Annotated in this window: 15 protein-coding genes; 11 read left to right on the forward strand and 4 right to left on the reverse strand. The window is 60.6% G+C overall.

From position 1 onward, the window contains the following. The 5 genes from PMI36_RS24395 to PMI36_RS24375 form a co-directional block, all read left to right on the forward strand. Positions 1–2777, forward strand: a 2777-nt coding sequence (locus PMI36_RS24395) for an Ig-like domain-containing protein (protein WP_032830124.1), incomplete at its 5' end; no start/stop codon positions are given. Between the two features lie 40 nt (positions 2778–2817). Continuing rightward, positions 2818–4332, forward strand: a complete 1515-nt coding sequence (locus PMI36_RS24390; protein ID WP_008068569.1) for a TolC family protein — start codon at positions 2818–2820, stop codon at positions 4330–4332. Further along, a complete protein-coding gene (gene cysC / locus PMI36_RS24385; RefSeq protein WP_008068571.1) occupies positions 4316–4921 on the forward strand; it encodes an adenylyl-sulfate kinase in 606 nt (201 codons plus the stop codon). The genes PMI36_RS24390 and cysC overlap by 17 nt, the downstream gene beginning before the upstream one ends. After that, positions 4918–5703 carry an aspartyl/asparaginyl beta-hydroxylase domain-containing protein gene (locus tag PMI36_RS24380; RefSeq protein WP_008068572.1) on the forward strand — a complete coding sequence of 262 codons (786 nt, stop codon included), beginning with the start codon at positions 4918–4920 and terminating at the stop codon, positions 5701–5703. The genes cysC and PMI36_RS24380 overlap by 4 nt, the downstream gene beginning before the upstream one ends. Continuing rightward, positions 5691–6701 (forward strand): sulfotransferase family protein, encoded by a 1011-nt coding sequence (locus PMI36_RS24375; protein WP_008068574.1) that lies wholly within the window; start codon positions 5691–5693, stop codon positions 6699–6701. Before PMI36_RS24380 ends, PMI36_RS24375 begins: the two co-directional genes overlap by 13 nt. Positions 6702–6978: 277 nt before the next feature. On the opposite strand, the gene PMI36_RS24370 is transcribed toward PMI36_RS24375, so the two are convergent. Then, the gene (locus PMI36_RS24370) at positions 6979–7737 is read right to left on the reverse strand and encodes a slipin family protein (protein WP_008009522.1); all 759 of its coding nucleotides are present in this window, start codon (positions 7735–7737) and stop codon (positions 6979–6981) included. 22 nt (positions 7738–7759) lie between these two features. Next, complete coding sequence (locus tag PMI36_RS24365; protein ID WP_032830125.1) at positions 7760–8287, reverse strand: NfeD family protein; 528 nt, start codon at positions 8285–8287, stop codon at positions 7760–7762. Positions 8288–8497: 210 nt separating this feature from the next. On the opposite strand from PMI36_RS24365, the gene PMI36_RS24360 reads away from it, so the two are divergent. Beyond that, a complete protein-coding gene (locus PMI36_RS24360; protein ID WP_007899556.1) occupies positions 8498–8965 on the forward strand; it encodes an aminoacyl-tRNA deacylase in 468 nt (155 codons plus the stop codon). Positions 8966–9099: 134 nt separating this feature from the next. Further along, positions 9100–9345, forward strand: a complete 246-nt coding sequence (locus PMI36_RS24355) for a DUF2789 domain-containing protein (RefSeq protein WP_008068578.1) — start codon at positions 9100–9102, stop codon at positions 9343–9345. A gap of 3 nt (positions 9346–9348) precedes the next feature. Here PMI36_RS24355 and PMI36_RS24350 read toward each other — a convergent pair whose 3' ends face one another. Continuing rightward, the gene (locus tag PMI36_RS24350) at positions 9349–9630 is read right to left on the reverse strand and encodes a type II toxin-antitoxin system RelE/ParE family toxin (RefSeq protein WP_008068579.1); all 282 of its coding nucleotides are present in this window, start codon (positions 9628–9630) and stop codon (positions 9349–9351) included. Next, positions 9627–9905 carry a hypothetical protein gene (locus PMI36_RS24345; protein ID WP_008068580.1) on the reverse strand — a complete coding sequence of 93 codons (279 nt, stop codon included), beginning with the start codon at positions 9903–9905 and terminating at the stop codon, positions 9627–9629. The genes PMI36_RS24350 and PMI36_RS24345 overlap by 4 nt, the downstream gene beginning before the upstream one ends. 232 nt (positions 9906–10137) lie before the next feature. Between PMI36_RS24345 and PMI36_RS24340 the strand changes: the two genes are divergently transcribed. The 4 genes from PMI36_RS24340 to pgaB all read left to right on the forward strand — a co-directional run bounded on the left by PMI36_RS24340 (position 10138) and on the right by pgaB (position 17492). Beyond that, on the forward strand, positions 10138–10773 hold the full coding sequence (locus tag PMI36_RS24340) for a hypothetical protein (protein ID WP_008068581.1): 636 nt from the start codon (positions 10138–10140) through the stop codon (positions 10771–10773). A 299-nt stretch (positions 10774–11072) separates the two neighbouring features. Beyond that, entirely contained in the window at positions 11073–12584 is a 1512-nt protein-coding gene (locus PMI36_RS24335; protein ID WP_008068582.1) for a YdgA family protein, read from the forward strand. Between the two features lie 417 nt (positions 12585–13001). Then, on the forward strand, positions 13002–15482 hold the full coding sequence (gene pgaA / locus PMI36_RS24330; protein ID WP_008068583.1) for a poly-beta-1,6 N-acetyl-D-glucosamine export porin PgaA: 2481 nt from the start codon (positions 13002–13004) through the stop codon (positions 15480–15482). Positions 15483–15494: 12 nt separating this feature from the next. After that, entirely contained in the window at positions 15495–17492 is a 1998-nt protein-coding gene (pgaB, locus tag PMI36_RS24325) for a poly-beta-1,6-N-acetyl-D-glucosamine N-deacetylase PgaB (protein WP_008068584.1), read from the forward strand.

Genomic DNA, 17492 nt, shown 5'->3' on the forward strand with positions numbered 1-17492 from the left:
GTGTGGCCGACATCGCCGGCAACACCGGCAGCGGCACCACCAGTTCCGGCAACTACACCATCGATACGGTGCTGCCGACCGCGACCATCGTGGTTGCCGACAATGCGCTGAGAATCGGTGAAACGTCGCTGGTGACCATTACCTTCAGCGAAGCGGTCAGCGGTTTCAGCAACGCCGACCTGACCATTGCCAACGGCACCCTGAGCGCCGTGAGCAGCAGTGACGGCGGCGTCACCTGGACCGCGACCTTCACGCCGACCAACGCCATCACCGACACCACCAACCTGATCACCCTGGATAACAGCGGGGTGCAAAATGCTTCGGGCAATGCCGGTAGCGGCACTACTGATTCCAACAACTACGCGATCGACACCGTGCGGCCAACGGCAACCATCGTGGTTGCGGACGCGGCACTGGGGGTGGGGCAAACATCGGTAGTGACCATCACGTTCTCCGAGGCGGTGACCGGTTTTACCACGGCCGACCTGACGGTGAGCAACGGTACCCTAAGCAGTCTGAGCACCAGCGATAACATCACCTGGACCGCCACCCTGACGCCGACGGCGAGCATCACCGATTCGACCAACCTGATTACTCTGGACAACACCGGGGTCCTGGATGTGGCCGGAAACGCGGGTGCCGGCACCACGGATTCGAATAACTACGCAATCGACAGCCAACGGCCGACCGCCACTATCGTGTTGAGCGACACGACCCTGAAACCGGGGGAGACGTCGCTGGTGACCATCACCTTCAGTGAAGCGGTGACGGGTTTTGACAACAGTGATTTGAGCATCGCCAACGGCACCTTGAGCGCGGTCAGCAGCAGCGACGGTGGCATCACCTGGACCGGGACCTTCACCCCGACTATCGGGATTACCGACGCCAGCAACATCATCACGCTGAACAACAGCGGCGTCTTGGACCTGGCCGGCAATACCGGGTCAGGCACCACCAACTCGGCCAATTATGTGGTGGAAACCGAGGTGCCGACCGCCACCATCGTAGTTGCCGACAATGCCCTCAAGGCCGGTGACACCTCGCTGGTCACTATCACTTTCAGCGAAGCAGTCAGCGGTTTCAGCAACGCCGACCTGACCGTTGCCAACGGCACCCTCAGTAACGTTTCGTCTGTCGATGGTGGCGTGACCTGGACCGCGACCTTCACACCTGCGGTCAGCGTGACGGACACCACTAACCTGATCAGCCTGGACAACAGTGGTGTGACCAACGCGTCGGGCAATAGCGGTGTTGGCGTGACCGACTCCAATAACTACGCGATTGATACCGCTCGCCCTAACGCGACCATTGTGGTGGCGGACAATAAGCTGGGCATTGGTGAAACCACCACGGTGACCATTACCTTCAGCGAAGCGGTGTCCGGTTTCGACCTGTCGGACCTCAGCGTGGCCAATGGTGTACTGTCGAACCTGGCCAGTAGCGACGGCGGTGTGACCTGGACCGCCACACTCACACCGACCGCGAGCCTTAACGATGCGACCAACCTGATCCTGCTCGACACCGGCAATGTGCTCGACGCGGCGGGGAATGCCGGCGCCAGCATCGCCATTTCCAACAACTACGCACTCGATGCGACTCGCCCGACCGTCACCATCGTGGTTGCCAACCCGAACCTGGGCATTGGCCAGACGACGCTGGTGACCTTCACGTTCAGTGAGGCGGTAAGCGACTTCGATTTGTCGGACTTGAGCGTCACCAACGGCGAGCTGACCAATCTGGCCAGCAGCGACGGCGGCAAGACCTGGACCGGAACGTTCACCCCCACCGCGAACATCACCGACCCGAGCAATTTCATTGCGCTGGACACCAGCAACGTGACTGACCTGGCGGGCAACATCGGCGCCAGCGTCGCGGTGTCCAACAACTACGCCATCGACGGCGAACGGCCGACGGCCACGGTGGTGGTTGCCAACCCGAACCTGGGCGTGGGCCAGACCTCATTGGTGACCTTCACCTTCAACGAAGCAGTGAGTGGCTTCGACCTGTCCGACATCAGCGTGGCGAACGGCAGCTTGTCCAGTTTGAGCAGCAGCGATGGCGGTAGAACCTGGACCGCGACCCTGACGCCGAACGCCAATGTCAGCAGTGGCAACAATGCGATCAGCCTGAGCGTCGCTGGCGTCAGCGATTCAGCAGGCAACACGGGCAGCGGTGTCAGCCTATCGAACAGCTATGCGATCAATACGGTCGTTGCACCGTCGTCGCCGATTGTCGTGGTGCCGCCGGAACCGGAATTCCGGGCCTCGGATCCTGTCAGCGTGCCCGATCTGCCCAACGTGCCATTACAACCGATCATCTTCACTGCGCCCACTGGCGATCTCGGTTCGCCGCTGACCTTTACCCCGCTGTTTGAACAGCGAGTGATCGGCAACGGCATTCGGCCTTTGGGCGATATTTTCATGAGCCACGGGGCGCTGACGCCTAGCTTTATCGCGCAGGTATTCAGCAGCAGTGAAAACGGTGGCGATGGCTCAGGTCACGGCTTCCTCGGTTTTGGCGGTGGCGACGGCGGGGTCTTTGGCAGCAGCACGCTGTCAAATCTGTTCAATCAGGACACGGGCAGTGAGGGGGACTCGCTGAACGCCTTCGGCCATAACTCAATCAGGATGGGAGATGCTTCCCAAGGACTGCGCGGTGTGTTTGGCGCACCGAGTCTTGGTCAGCAATTGCAACAACTCAAGGACACCGAGCAGCGGCAGGTCGAAAGCCTGGCCGCGGCTTTGCACCAGGTCGGCATCAGTGAAATGCAGGCCTGAAAAAACCATTAAAGCAGGGCGGCACCTGGGGGCTCCAAGGATGAAGAGAAGTCAGAAGTTATTCGGCGCCAGCCTGCTGGCGCTGGCGATCAGCGGGTGTGCAGTCACCAGTGAACCGATCGAACGCAGCGTCAGCCAACAGCGCGCCAAAAGCGATCTGCAAAACATGTACAAGGGGCAGGAGCCTCTCAGCGGCCCGCTGACCCTGCACCAGGCCATGGCCCGTGCGGTGAAATACAACCTCGAAGGCCGGCTCAAGATCATGGAAGAGGCCTTGGCCAAGCGCCAACTCGACCTCGCCAGTTTCGACATGCTGCCGCGCATGGCGCTGGATGCCGGTTACGTGGGGCGCAACAACGTCAGCGCCTCCAGCAGCCAGAGCGTCGAGACCGGGGCCCAGTCCCTGGAACCGTCGACCTCCCAGGACCGCGACCGTGAAGTGGCGGACCTGACCATGGTCTGGAACGTGCTCGACTTTGGTGTCAGCTACATCAGCGCCAAGCAACAGGGCGACCAGCGACTGATCGTCCAGGAGCGTCGGCGCAAGGTTATCAACACCATCGTGCAGGACGTGCGCTCGGCCTATTGGCGAGCCATGGCCGCCGAACGTTTGCTCAAACAGATCGACAGCCTCATGGTCCGGGTCGAAACCGCTCGCACCAATAGCCAGAGCATGAGCGAGCAGCGTATCGGTGATCCGATTCAGGCATTGGGCTATCAACGCTCGCTGATCGAAGCCACCCGGCAACTGGAAGAACAACGCCGCGCACTGTCGTTGGCGAAAACCGAACTGGCAACGCTGATCAACCTGCCGCTGAGCACCGAGCTGACCCTGGCGACCCAGGATGATTACATCATCCCGGAACTCAAGGTCGATCTCGCCAGCCTGGAACAGGAAGCCCTGACCAGTCGGCCGGAGTTGCGCGAGCAGGATTACCAGACCCGGATCAGCGCCGCCGAAACCCGCAAAGCCATGCTGCGTCTGCTGCCGGGGCTGGAGTTTGCCGCTGGCGGGCATTACGACAGCAACTCGTTTTTGGTGGAGCAGGGCTGGGCGGATTACGGGGTGAAAGTCACCTGGAACCTGTTCAATGTGATTTCCGCGCCCGCCGCGATTGACGTCGCCAAGGCTGGTGAAGAAGTCGCCGCGGCGCGCAGGCAGGCGATGTCGATTGCCATACTGGCGCAGCTTTACGTGGCCAACGCCAACTATCGCGAGGCGATGCGGCAGTTCAAGACCAATCAGCAACTGTCAGACATCGATGGGCAAATCGTCGGCCAGCTGCGCAATCGTCATCAGGCGGCCGGGCTGGGCGAACTGGACCTGATCCAGGGCGAGCTGAACACCTTGCAGGCCGATCTGCGACGCGACCTGTCTTACGCCGATCTGCGCAACGCTTACGGGCAGATCTTCGCCAGCGCCGGTCTCGATCCGCTGCCGGACGAAGTGCAATCGACCGAAGTCCAGTCCATCGCCACGGCCCTGGCCAATCGCGAAGAGGCCTGGGCGGCGGGCAACATCTCTGTGCCGGTGGCCCATGCCCCGGTCCAATAATCTGCTGGCGCCGACGGCGAGCATCAGCCGCGCCCAAAGGGAGACCCGCAACGGCCATCGCGGCACGGCAATTCTGCTGACCGGTTTGCCGGCCGCGGGCAAATCGACATTGGCCCAGGCACTGCACGCCGAGTTGTTCGAGCACGGCGTGCAGAGTGTGGTGCTCGATGGCGACGGACTGCGGGTCGGGCTCAATCGCGATTTGGGGTTTACCGACAGCGATCGCCTGGAAAACATCCGCCGCGCCAGTGAACTCGCGGCACTGTTGGTCGAGAACGGCCAGATCGTCATCCTCGCGATGATCGCGCCTTTGGTGGAGTTGCGTGAATTGTTCGCCCGACGATTGGGGGAGGATTACCGTGAAGTCTGGTGCAGCGCCTCGTTGGCGGTGTGTGAACAGCGTGACCCCAAAGGTCATTACGCCCGCGCTCGACGGGGTGAGTTGGCGGGGTTCACCGGTATTTCCGCGCCTTACGAACCACCGCCATCCGCATCGTTGGTGCTCGACACAGGTGTGCAATCGGTGGAGGCCTGTCTCGACCGTTTGCTGACCTGGCTCGGCGAATGCGCGGTGCTGCCGAAACGATGAGTCGGCCGGCCTTCTCCCGCTTGCCGGTAACGGTGGATTTGCCGTTGCTGTTGCAGGCACTGACGGCGATTGGCGAGGGCGACTGGCACAGTCACTTCAATAGCGATTATTACGCTGGCGACTGGAGCGGCGTGGCACTGATTTGCGCGGCCGATGCCTTGACTGAACTGTCGCCCGGTCGCGGCGAGACGCTGTTGCGTGAGCCTTGGCGGCGGGATGTTCGATGGCAGCAAGGGCTGCGGGATCTGCCGCTGCAGATCGTCTGCGCGCGTCTGCTGCGGCTCGGCCCGGGCGGGCGCATCCATGAACATCGCGACTATGACCTGGGCGCGCCAGACGCTGACTTGCGTCTGCATATCCCGTTGCTCAGTCCACCCCGAGTGGACTTTCTGCTGGACCGCCAGCGCATGCCGATGGCCGCTGGCGAATGCTGGTTTCTCGACCTGTCGCGGCCTCATCGCGTGGACAATCGCGATACCCGGGCACGGGTTCATCTGGTGCTCGATTGCCGGCCCGATACCTGGCTGGAGCAAGCGATTCTCGACGGGTTGGCAACCACGCCGCTGCCGCAAATCGGTCATGACGCTTTAGCGCAGTTCCAGGCGTTGGTGGCCAGCGATCCGCAGCTGTGCAAGTCCTTGCAGGGGTTGCAGGACAACGAAGCCTTTATCGTCCGTACCCTGGAACTGTCCGCCGAGCGTGGACTTGCGTTCACCGCTGAAGAACTGCGCGCGGCGATGCGCGACGGTCGCCGTCAATGGAATGAACAATGGAGCGCCTGAACCTGGAAGGCTGGTTGCCGATTCGCGTGTGGCAAGAGGCCGGGCAATGGCAAGTCGACTGGTGCTGGTTCGGTGACACACCGCTGCATCAGCCGTTTTTTCGTGAGGCCGTGGAAGACGCGCTGCGACTGCCGTTCAATCAGGCGTTTCGCCGGAAAACTGCATTGTCGACCCTCGCTGACTGGCAGGTTTGCAGCCCTGGGCTGGCCCCGAGTGCGTTTATCTTTCATGCCTCGCGATGTGGCTCGACCCTGATCAGCCAGATGCTGGCGCAACTCGACAGCCACATTGTCGTCAGCGAGCCACCGCCGCTGGATGCGCTGTTGCGCAGTGATTTGCCCGCCGTCGAGCGCCGTGCTGCCATCAAAGGGTTGTTGTCCGCCTATGGTCAGCGTCGGCTCGGTTCGGAACAACGACTGATCATTAAGCTCGATGCCTGGAACATCACTGAATTGCCTGTGTTGCACGAGTGTTTTCCCGAAACGCCTTGGTTGTTTGTGTACCGCGATCCGCTGGAAATCGCCGTCTCGCATCTGCGTCGCCCGGGCATGCACATGGTGCCGGGGATGATCGGGGCGAGCGGGCTGGACGACGAATTGCCGTTCGATAGCCGCGAGGATTACATCGCCCGGCGGGTGGGGCGGTTACTGGCGTCGGGGTTGGCGCAATGCCGGGCGTTTGGCGGCCTGGCGGTGAACTACAGCGAACTGCCACAGGCCATGGCCGGGCGATTGGCTGAGTTTTTCGGGTTGGATGAATTGCAGCGTGAGCAAGTGTTCGCGGCAGTGGGACAGCATGCCAAACAGCCGTCGGACGTGTTTGTCGGAGACAGCGATGACAAGCGTCGCGAGGCCACGGCCCTGTTGCTCGAGCGGGTAGAGCGTTGGGCGCGAGCGCCGTATGAGGCGCTAGTTGCCAAGTCATGTATCGACGGCACTGACGCCATCGCGAGCAAGCCCGCTTCCATATTGGATGGGGGGCGCCCCCGTATTTCTTGAACATCCGAAATCCACTGTGGGAGCGGGCTTGCCCGCGAAAGAGGTGTGTCAGTCAACATTGATGTTGAAGCTGATGGCCCCTTCGCGAGCAAGCCCGCTCCCACAGTAGTCCTGGGGTGCACACAGCATTTGTGAACGCCCAAGATCAAATGTGGGAGCGGGCTTGCTCGCGAAAGCGATCTTCAATTCACCACAAATCTATCGAGCTAAACCTTGGCCCGAGCCTGCATCTGCGACTTCTCCCAATGATCCAGCGAGTAGGAAGGCTGCGATCTGTTCAAGGCTTGGACGACAAATCCGCCATCCCCTTGAGCAATTCGATCGGCAGCGGAAAGACGATAGTCGAACTCTTGTCCCCGGCAATCGAACTCAGCGTCTGCATGTAACGTAATTGCATGGCCCCCGGCTGACGACCGAGCATTTCGGCGGCCTGCATGAGTTTTTCCGAGGCTTGCAACTCGCCTTCGGCGTGGATCACCTTGGCCCGACGTTCCCGCTCGGCCTCGGCCTGCTTGGCGATGGCACGAATCATCGATTCGTTGAGGTCCACGTGCTTGATCTCGACGTTGGCCACCTTGATGCCCCAGGCGTCGGTCTGCGCGTCGAGCACTTGCTGGATGTCGACGTTCAGCCGTTCCCGTTCGGCCAGCAATTCATCGAGTTCATGTTTACCGAGCACCGCCCGCAACGTCGTCTGCGCCAGTTGGCTGGTGGCCATGAGAAAGTCTTCGACCTGAATGATCGCCCTTTGCGGATCGAGCACGCGGAAATACAGCACCGCATTGACCTTGACCGAGACGTTGTCCCGGGTGATGACGTCTTGCGGCGGTACGTCGAGCACCACGGTACGCAGGTCGACGCGAACCATTTGCTGGACCACTGGAATCAGCAGGATCAGGCCTGGGCCCTTGACCTGCCAGAAGCGTCCGAGCTGGAACACCACGCCGCGTTCGTATTCGCGCAGGATACGGAAGGTCGACCCCGCCAGTGCAATCAGCAGTAACAGCAGCGCGGCAAAACCCAGTTGCAGACCCATGACTATTCTCCGCCATCATTGTTCATACGGGCGCCGCGTCAGCCGCGACCACTTCCAGCAATAGACCCTTGCGTGCCACTACCCGGACCTGTTGACCCGGCTGCAGCGGTGTTTCGCTCATTGCCTGCCATTGCTCGCCTTGCAGGTGCACCCAGCCGATATAAGCACTACCGGCCTGCAACGACGTTATCGGCGTCACGCTGCCCAGTAATTCGTCGTCACCGGTGACGTTGCGGCGCGGTCTGGTTTTCAAGGCGCGGATCAGCAGGAACGTCAGCAGCAATGCGCTGATCAGCCCCAAGCCGATTATCAAGGGAACGGGGACTTCGGCATTGGTCAGAATCACCGCCCCAATCACGAACATCACAAGGCCGCCCAAGCCGACCACGCCGTAATTAGGCAAGGCCGCCTCGGCGATCAGAAACGCAATGCCGAAGGTGATCAACCAGAGCCCGATGGGATCGGGAACCAGCACCACGAGAGTGTCCGCCGCGAAAACCGGTCCGTTCAGGGCCAGCAGCAGCGTAATTGCACAGCAACGCATGTTCACTTGACCCTCCGGGAGAGTCATCCGTCCGCGAGCCGTTCATGACTCTGTATACCAGTCTAGTTGACCCTGCATTGGTATGAATTTTGACCAGTGTCGACAGCGTCCGACGGGCGGATTTCCCGCCGGATCCCACCAGCGGGCCTAGACTTTTAAGGGAGGCAAAAGTTAACCATCGTCCGCGATTCGTTGCTGCGGACACCGAGGTGCATCATGCGTATGGCAAAAACCGTACAGAACAGCCTGGACAAGGCCCACTGCGAATATGACATCGTTTCCCACCCGCACTCGGCCAGCAGCCTTGAAACGGCTCGGCTCGCGGGTATCCCTGCCGAACGGGTCGCCAAATCGGTGATCCTCGACGACCGCCACGGGCATTACTTGATGGCCGTGCTGCCTGCCAGCCGTCACCTGGACCTGAGCAAAGTCCGTGGCAGCAGCGAATGGCAAGTCACCCGGGAAAGCAACCTGCCGCACCTGTTCGACGATTGCGAACGCGGCGCCGTGCCTGCACTGGGTGAATCCTACGGGATGGACATGGTCATCGACCCACAGCTGACCCGGCAGAAAGATATTTACCTGGAAGCCGGCAACCACAACAACCTGGTACACATGAGCGTGCCGGAATTCTTGAAAATGGTGCCGCATGCCGAAGTGTGCGAGTTGAGTCTTTCGGCATAACAGTCGCCCCGACTGACGTCATCGCGGGCAAGCCTCGCTCCTACAGGACTTGCGAAAACCCTGTGGGAGCGGGCTTGCCCGCGAATAGCCGCACCGCGGTCACCCATCCAATAAGCGATCACAAGGAGCCCGACATGGAATCCCCAACCCACAGCCTCCCATCCCTGTTCAAACAACTCGGCCTGCCGGATGACGCCGAAAGCATCGATAAATTCATCGCTACCCATTCACCGCTCAAACCCGAACTGCACCTGGCGGACGCGTTCTTCTGGAGCGAGAGCCAGGCAGAGTTGCTGCGTGAGGAGATTCTGGATGATGCGGATTGGGCGGAGGTGGTGGATCAGCTGGATGTGCTGTTGAGGAAGGGGCGGGGGGTGTAACAATCATCTTTCTGGTGGCCACTGTCGGGACGTATGCGCTAGAGCGAGTATCCAGATCGCGTCTGGCCCCAGTTCATAAACGACACGATAGCTCTGATGTGGAATTAACTCGCGGGTACCTGCAATGATTCCGCCAGGGCCGCTTTCTGGGTATTGGGCAATGCGGGATATCGCGTCTTTGAAGCGATTGTCCATGTCGATGGCGGCTTGCGGGTTGACGGCATGCAGGTAATCCCAAATGTCTGCACGATCCTGTGCTGCTGTTGGCGTCCAGATTATCTTCATTCTTGTATGGCTGCTCGCACTCGCCTGGCAGTGAATTCTGCTTCAACTTCCTCATTTGTCAGGCCATCCCCAGCGCGCATGGAAACTCGGGCCTTGTCGACCTTACGTTGCAGGAATGCTTCGTACTCGCGCGATTCTCGCTGGGTTTGAACGAATTGACGCATCATTTCCCTGACGATTTGAGAGGCAGGACGATGAGAAGCTTCTGCTTCGGCCATGAACTGTTCACGCAATTCGGGTTCGAGTTTCATCGTAAAAACGGCTTGTTTTGACATGTCCAAGTCCTCGGAATATGTACTGACGAAGTATATACATCTTCACTACATTCTTTGGTTCAAGCTTGTACACGTCACGACAGACGGACGTTCCTTGCATTGCGGCCGGGAAAGCGGACGAACGCAAGGGTCACACCCCGGCAAACCCTGAGGCCGTTGCTATGCTTTGACTTGATGGGGGCGCGTGGCGAACCCGTCGATCAAGGCTTGCGTTGATCATGGGGATCTAATAATGAAAAACCCTTACGCTCCCGGCTTCTGGTGCGCCATTGCGGCATTGGTTTTGCTGTCGGCCACCTATTTCTACGGCGTCATGCTGGCCCACCAACTCGACACGGCGCTGATATTCCTCGACAGCGCGGCGGCGTTGATCGCCGTGATGGCTATCGTGGTGGTCGCCTGGGCTTCATTACAGAACCAGCGCATCAAGAAGCGACAACTTGAACAAGGCAAGACCCTGGTGCTGATCTGGGACACCAAGGTGGCTTTGCGTCGCGTCGAAACGGTGTTCGACCGGTATTTCTGGGGCAGTTACTGGCAACCGGGGCGCACGTTCCAGGAAGTCATGGGCGAACTCACCGGCACGCCGCTGGAAAAAAGCCTCGAAACCTTGAAAAAACAATGCCTGGCGCTGGACAAGCAAGTGGCCGATGAAGGGTGGCACTGGCTCAACAATGCGCGAGAGCTGTCCGATGTCGCCAACGCCATGGCCCGTGAACGCTATCAGCTGGATTTCTGCGACCCGCGCGCGGAAGTGACCGGCGGGGCGGTGATTAATCGGGATTTTGAAGTGCTGGTGTATACGTGGACCGCACGGTTGAAAAGCTTCGATCATCAGCTTGATGAAATTGAAGTGCAGTATTCGTGAATTGAGGTTGGCTGGACTGACGCCTTCGCGAGCAAGCCCGCTCCCACATTGGAATGCGTTCCCCTGTGGGAGCGGGCTTGCTCGCGAAGGCGATCGGATAGTCACCGAAACTCTCGACCCTTGCCAGTTGTCCACAGGCAGCCACATCCCCTGGACACTCTTTCACCTTTAATCATTGGGCCGCTTTGCGGAGCAAATGCTAATCTCCACCCCACTTCCAGCGCAGTCGGAACCGTAACCCGCCATGGGTTCAGGGAAGACGACCACACTTTCAACAACGGACATTGAACGGATACTTCATGAATAAATCAGCAGGCGTGCTACTAGGAATTGTCGTGGCCATCGGTGCAATCAGCGCTGGCGGTGCGTGGTACACCGGCAGCAAACTCGACGGGGTGCTGACCACCTCGATCGCCGACGCCAACAAAGAGCTGCAAGCCGCGCTGGCAGGTTCCAACGGCACGGCGTCGCTGGAACTGGTGTCGCTGGATCGCCATGTATTCAGCAGCACCGCGCACTACCGCCTCAAGGGCGAAGGCGAAATGTTTGGTGAAGCACCGGTCGAGTTGCTGTTCGTCGACCGCATCGAACACGGTCCGCTGCCGTTCTCACGCCTGGTGTCGCTGAAGTGGTTGCCGGTCCTGGCGACCAGTCACTACGAGCTGGAAAAGACCCCACTGACCGAAAAGTGGTTCGCTGCCGCCAAGGACAAATCCCCGGTCAAAGGCGTGGTTAACATCGGCTACGACAATTCCACCAAGGGCACCCTCGAGTTTCTACCGCTGGAAACAGCACTGGATGATAAATCCAATCTGACCTTTTCCGGTATGAAACTCGATGTAGCCGCCAGTGCCCAGGCGCAAAAGGTCAAGGCAGACGGTTATATGGACAGCCTGAAGCTGACCACCGTGGCTGAAGATCAGACCCCGGTGCAGGTCGAGCTCAATGGCTTGACCGTGGCCAGTAACCTGAACAAAAGCACGTACGGCTATTACACCGGCGAAAACACCGTCGTGCTGACCAGCAGCAAAACCACCTTCGGCGCCAAGCAATCGGTACTCGGCGTCAAGAACTTTGAAATGAAGAACCAGACCGAGGAAACGGGTACCAACGCTTCGGGGCGTGCCGATTACAAAGTCGGTGAAGTGTCCTTGAACGGCAAGGTTATCGGCTCTGCGAAGATGGCCATGAGCCTGAAAAATCTCGACATCCCGTCAACGATGTCGCTGATGCAGATCTACCAGACCAAACTGCAACCCTACGAAAGGGCCGCCGCTGAAGCCGCTGCCGCCGGTGAACCGGCGCCGGAGCTGAACCTGACCCCGGCTGAAGAGGCTCAGGTCAAGACCGGCCTGGAGAAACTGCTGGCCGCAGGTCCCCAAGTGGCCCTGGAAAACCTGTCGTTCAACACCAGCAACGGCGAAAGCCGCGCCAACCTGGTGCTGGACCTGACCAAACCGCAGTCCATGGACCTGCCGCCAGACCAGTTGGTCAAGCAATTGATCGCGCTGCTGGACTTCAACCTCTTGGTGTCCAAGCCAATGCTGGTTGACGTGCTTACCGTGCAATCGCAAATCGACGGCCAGACCGACGCCAAGCTCATTGCCGATCAGGCGAGCGCAACCGCCGACATGTTCAGCAGCATGGCGGTGGGCACGCAACTGGCGAAACTGGACGGTAACAACGTCGTCACCAAGCTGCACTACGCCAACAATCAGGTGGACTTCAACGGCCAGAAAATGACCCTCGAGGAATTTGTCGGCTTCGTGATGAGCAAACTCGGTGGCACGGGCGACGTCAGCATCCAGTAAAAACTACAGGCTTCAACACAACGCCTGGCCTCTGCAATACGCAGACGCCGGGCGTTTTGCTGTCTGGGTTTTCGAAACGGGGAGAGGGGGGAGGAGGTTCCAATGCCAGTCAGTCAAGCGCAATCCATGTGGGAGCGGGCTTGCTCGCGAAGGCGTCGTGTCAGTCAATATCAATGTCTACTAACAGACCGCTTTCGCGAGCAAGCCCGCTCCCACAGGTTCTGCATCTTGACTGACTGGCATTGAGAGAAGGCCCGAGCACCACGAATCTGAACAATTATTGTGCGCTGAATAGTTGACTTCGCTTGCATGCAAAACTGCGTCGATAAAGCCTGGCCGGGTCTTTCGATCCGGCTTTCCGCTACGAATGGGCAAGGGGACATTGCGACCCGGCTGGCCATGTAAGGATGCTGACGAATGCCGTGTATTGCTGGTCCCTTTATTCATCGTGGTTTACGCCCCTTGTTTCGCGTTGCGCTGTGCGGCCAATTGCTGTGGCCGGTGCTGGCGTTCGCCGATACGCCTTATGACCAAATGGTTCGCGATGCACGAGCCGGCAACTACACGCCTGCGCTGGCTGTATTGCGCCAGGTGCCAGTCAACCAGGCCACCACCGGCCAGATCAGCGATCACTTGCAGATCGCCAGCTGGGCAGGCCTGGACGCTGAAGTGGTTTGGGTCTATGAAACCCAGGGGCACAATCGGGCGTTGCCGGTTCAGGCCCTGACCGCCACCGCGCGTGCCTATCGCAACCTCAAGCGCTGGGACTCGGCGACCCAGGTGTACAACAAGGCTCTGGCCCTTGACCCGAAAAATGCCGACCTGCAGCTGGGGTTGGCGATGACCCAGGCCGACGCCGGTAAGCCTGACGAGGCGGTTGCCCGCGCCAAGGCTCTGGTGGCGGCGAAACCGGATGACCCTTCCCGCCGCTTGGCCCTGGCGTACGCCTTGACCCGCGCCGGTGCCACCTACGACGCATTGTTTGAATACGACCAGGCTTTCATCCGCGCCGGCAGCAAGCCCGACGTCGCTCGGGAATACGTGATTGCCCTGCAACGCGCCCGCCTGCCGGAACCGGCCTTGCGCCTGGCGCATCAGCGGCCGGGATTGCTGGATCCGGTCACGCTGCGACGTCTTGAAGGTGATCTGGCCGCAGAACGCGTGCGGCTGGCCGAGCTGGCCACCCGCAGCGAAAAAGAACGTTATCTGATCGCTGATCGGGCTCTGGCCGATTACGACCAGTTGCTGACGACCTGGACGCCGGATCCTCAGGCCCACGATGACGTCATCCGCTGGCGAATCGATCGCATGGGCGCCCTCAAGGCCCGCGCGCGCACCGCTGATGTGATCGCCGAATACCAGAAATTGCTCGCCGAAGGTGTGAAGATTCCGACCTATGCCTTGCGTTGGGTGGCGTCGTCTTATCTGGACCAGCGTCAGCCAGAAATCGCCACCGATTTGTATCGTCAGGTGCTGGTCGCGCCGGATGCCGATGTCGGCGACCGTCTGGAAGACAGTACCGCGCTCTATTACGCCTTGCTCGAAAGCGATAAGGCCGATGAGGCACGTCAGGTCGCCGAGGACTTGGCCAAGACCCAGAAGCCACGGATCGAGCTCAAGGGCTTGCCGGTGGGTAATCCCAACGATGAATGGATGGACGCGCAGCAACTCGCTGCCCAGGCCGGCACCTACGGCGCTGATCTGCCGTCGGGTGAGCAGCGTTTGCAGACGCTGGTGGATCAGGCCCCGGGCAACCTCGGCCTGCGTCTGGCCCAGGCCGATCTGTACCTGGCCCGGGACTGGCCCCGGCGCGCCGAGAATCAGCTCAAGGAAACCGAGAGCATGGCGCCGCGGGACATCGGGCTGGAAGTTGCGCAAGGTCACACCGCCATGGATCTGCAGGAATGGCGGCAGATGGATGCGCTGACCGACGATGTGGTCGCGCGTTTTCCGGGCAACCGTCAGGTCCAGCGTTTGCAGCGCCAGCGTGCGGTCCATGACATGGCCGAGCTGCGGGTGGAGGCCTACGGCGGCAAGAGTTATGGCGGGGGCAACGGCGACGCCGGGGCGGTCAACGGCAGTCGCGATTTCGGCATCGAAACCACGCTGTACAGCCCGCCCATCGATGAAGACTGGCGCGTGTTCGCCGGTGTCGGTTACGCCACCGGCGACTTCCAGGAAGGCACCGGCCACCATCGTTTTCAGCGCGTCGGGCTAGAACGCCGGACTCGCGATATGACCCTGGAGGCGGAAGTCTCCAACCATTCCTATGGCTTCGGTGACAAACAGGGCGCGCGCCTGGCGATTGCCCGAGACATCGACGATCACTGGCAGTACGGCGGCAGCCTCGAATACCTGTCGGCGCAAACGCCGTTGCGGGCCTTGAACAGCGACATCACCGCCAACGGCGGCAGCGGTTTCATCCGTTGGCGCGCCAATGAGAGCCGCGAGTGGAGGCTGGCGGTCAGCCCCTCGCACTTCAGTGACGGCAACAACCGTGTCGAAGCCTTGCTCACCGGTCGCGAGGGTGTTTACCGCGCGCCGGGGTTGCAGGTCGACCTCGGCCTGGAGGTCGGCACCAGCCATAACTCCAAGTCCGACGACGTGCCGTATTTCAACCCCAAATCCGACTTCAGCGTGCTGCCGACGGTGAACGTCAATCACGTGCTCTACCACCGCTACGAAACCTCCTGGAGCCAGCAGTTCCAGGCCGGTGCGGGCACCTATAGCCAGCGCGATCACGGGACCGGCGGCGTCGGCCTGTTGGGTTACGGCCAGCGCTACAGCTGGAACGACGTATTCGAGGTGGGCGGCCTGCTGAGCGTGATCAACCGGCCTTATGACGGCGACCGCGAAACCGATCTGCGCCTGCTCGTCGACCTCACTTACCGCTTCTAGAAGAGTTTGAAGATGCCTTTTATTTCGCGTTTCATCCTTTTGCTGGGAGTGCTGTTGATCAGCGCCTGCGCCCAGCAAGCCCCGGCCTTCGCACCGCCGTCCGAACGTCCGATGCCGGCCAATGAAAAGCCGTGGCCGAAAAACCACGTACTCGGAATCGCTTACCACGATGTCGAAGACCGTGACCCCGATCAGGCGGTGGTGGCCGTGCGCACCGAGCGTCTGCTCGAGCAACTGGCGTGGCTGCGGGAGAACAACTACAAGCCGGTCACCATCAACCAGATCATGGCCGCTCGCAACGGTGGCCCCGAGCTGCCGCCACGGGCGATCGTGTTGAGTTTCGACGATGGGTATTCGAGCTTCTACACCCGCGTTTTGCCGGTGCTGCGCGCCTATAACTGGCCCGCCTTGCTGGCGCCGGTCGGGGTATGGATCGATACGCCGCTGAACCAGCCGGTGGATTTCGCCGGTACACCGCGCAAGCGTTCGGACTTCCTGACCTGGGAGCAGATCCGGGAGATTTCCCGATCCGGCCTGGTGGAAATCGCCGCCCACACCGACGCCAACCACAAAGGCGTGTTGGCCAACCCGCAAGGCAACCTGCAACCGGCGGCCGCGACCCGGCGCTATGACGCGGCTACCGGTCGCTATGAAACCGAAGCGCAATTCCAGGCCCGGATGCGCGCCGATGTGGCGGCCATCTCGGAGAAGATCCTCAAGGTCACCGGTTACAAACCGCGTGTCTGGGTCTGGCCCTATGGCGCGGCGGACGGCACCTCGCTGCAAGTGGTCAACGAGCAGGGTTATCAGATGGCCCTGACTCTGGAAGACGGCCTCGATGCCCTCGACAACCTGATGAGCAGCCCGCGCTTTCTGGTGGCCTCGGACCCGGATGGCGAACACTTCGCCAACAGCATCGTTTCGGTGCAGGCCGAATCGCCGATGCGAGTGGTGCATGTGGACCTGGACAACGTCTACGACCCGGACCCGGCCCAACAGGAAATCAACCTCGGCAAACTGATCCAGCGCATGGCCGACATGGGCGCCAATACGGTGTTTCTGCAAGCCTTCGCCGACCCTGCCGGCGATGGCCTGGTGCACTCGCTGTACTTCCCCAACCGGCACCTGCCGATGCGCGCCGATATCTTCGACCGCGTGGCCTGGCAGTTGCGCACTCGGGCTCAGGTCAAAGTCTATGCCTGGATGCCGGTGCTGAGTTTTGCCCTCGATTCGAAGCTGCCACGGGTCACTCGCTGGAACCCGAAAACCGGCGTCACCTCGATCGATCCGGACCAGTACAAGCGCTTGTCGCCATTCGATCCGAACGTGCGGCGCATCATCGGTGAAATCTACGAAGACATGGCGCGCCTGACCTCGGTCGACGGCGTCCTCTATCACGATGACGCGGTGCTGTCGGACTTCGAAGACGCCGGCCCTGAAGCCCTGAAGGTTTACGCCGCCAACGGTCTGCCGGGTTCGATTGCCGCCCTGCGTGACGATCCGGTCACCTTGCAACGCTGGACGCGGTTCAAGAGCCGCTACCTGATCGATTTCACTCACGAACTGACCGCCAAGGTTCGCGCCATTCGCGGCCCGCAAGTGAAAACGGCGCGCAATATTTTCGCCGAGCCGATGCTCAACCCCGAGAGTGAAGCGTGGTTCGCGCAGAACCTCGACGACTTCCTGGGCGCCTACGACTGGACGGCGCCGATGGCCATGCCACTCATGGAAAAACAGAGCCGCAAACAATCCGGCCCTTGGCTCGAAGCGCTGGTGGCAACGGTCAAATCGCGCCCCGGCGCACTCGAGCGCACGGTGTTCGAATTGCAGGCCCGTGACTGGACGAAAAAAACCGACGCCGACATCGACGGCGAACAGCTGGCTGACTGGATGGGCCGCCTCAAGCGTCAGGGCGCCACCAGTTTTGGTTACTACCCGGACAACTTCCTCGAGAACCAGCCGGACCTGAAAACCGTGCGGCCCGCGCTCTCCAACAAGTGGAATCCATAA

Origin of the sequence: Pseudomonas sp. GM79 (assembly GCF_000282495.1) — a bacterium.
In the GTDB taxonomy this organism is placed as follows: domain Bacteria; phylum Pseudomonadota; class Gammaproteobacteria; order Pseudomonadales; family Pseudomonadaceae; genus Aquipseudomonas.

Coding starts and splice junctions, on each gene's coding strand:
- PMI36_RS24355 (WP_008068578.1), top strand. CDS start 9,100: ATGGAATCCCCAACCCACAGCCTCCCATCCCTGTTCAAACAACTCGGC.
- PMI36_RS24370 (WP_008009522.1), bottom strand. CDS start 7,737: ATGGGTCTGCAACTGGGTTTTGCCGCGCTGCTGTTACTGCTGATTGCA.
- PMI36_RS24345 (WP_008068580.1), bottom strand. CDS start 9,905: ATGTCAAAACAAGCCGTTTTTACGATGAAACTCGAACCCGAATTGCGT.
- PMI36_RS24350 (WP_008068579.1), bottom strand. CDS start 9,630: ATGAAGATAATCTGGACGCCAACAGCAGCACAGGATCGTGCAGACATT.
- pgaB (WP_008068584.1), top strand. CDS start 15,495: ATGCCTTTTATTTCGCGTTTCATCCTTTTGCTGGGAGTGCTGTTGATC.
- PMI36_RS24375 (WP_008068574.1), top strand. CDS start 5,691: ATGGAGCGCCTGAACCTGGAAGGCTGGTTGCCGATTCGCGTGTGGCAA.
- pgaA (WP_008068583.1), top strand. CDS start 13,002: ATGCCGTGTATTGCTGGTCCCTTTATTCATCGTGGTTTACGCCCCTTG.
- PMI36_RS24380 (WP_008068572.1), top strand. CDS start 4,918: ATGAGTCGGCCGGCCTTCTCCCGCTTGCCGGTAACGGTGGATTTGCCG.
- PMI36_RS24335 (WP_008068582.1), top strand. CDS start 11,073: ATGAATAAATCAGCAGGCGTGCTACTAGGAATTGTCGTGGCCATCGGT.
- PMI36_RS24390 (WP_008068569.1), top strand. CDS start 2,818: ATGAAGAGAAGTCAGAAGTTATTCGGCGCCAGCCTGCTGGCGCTGGCG.
- PMI36_RS24340 (WP_008068581.1), top strand. CDS start 10,138: ATGAAAAACCCTTACGCTCCCGGCTTCTGGTGCGCCATTGCGGCATTG.
- cysC (WP_008068571.1), top strand. CDS start 4,316: ATGCCCCGGTCCAATAATCTGCTGGCGCCGACGGCGAGCATCAGCCGC.
- PMI36_RS24360 (WP_007899556.1), top strand. CDS start 8,498: ATGCGTATGGCAAAAACCGTACAGAACAGCCTGGACAAGGCCCACTGC.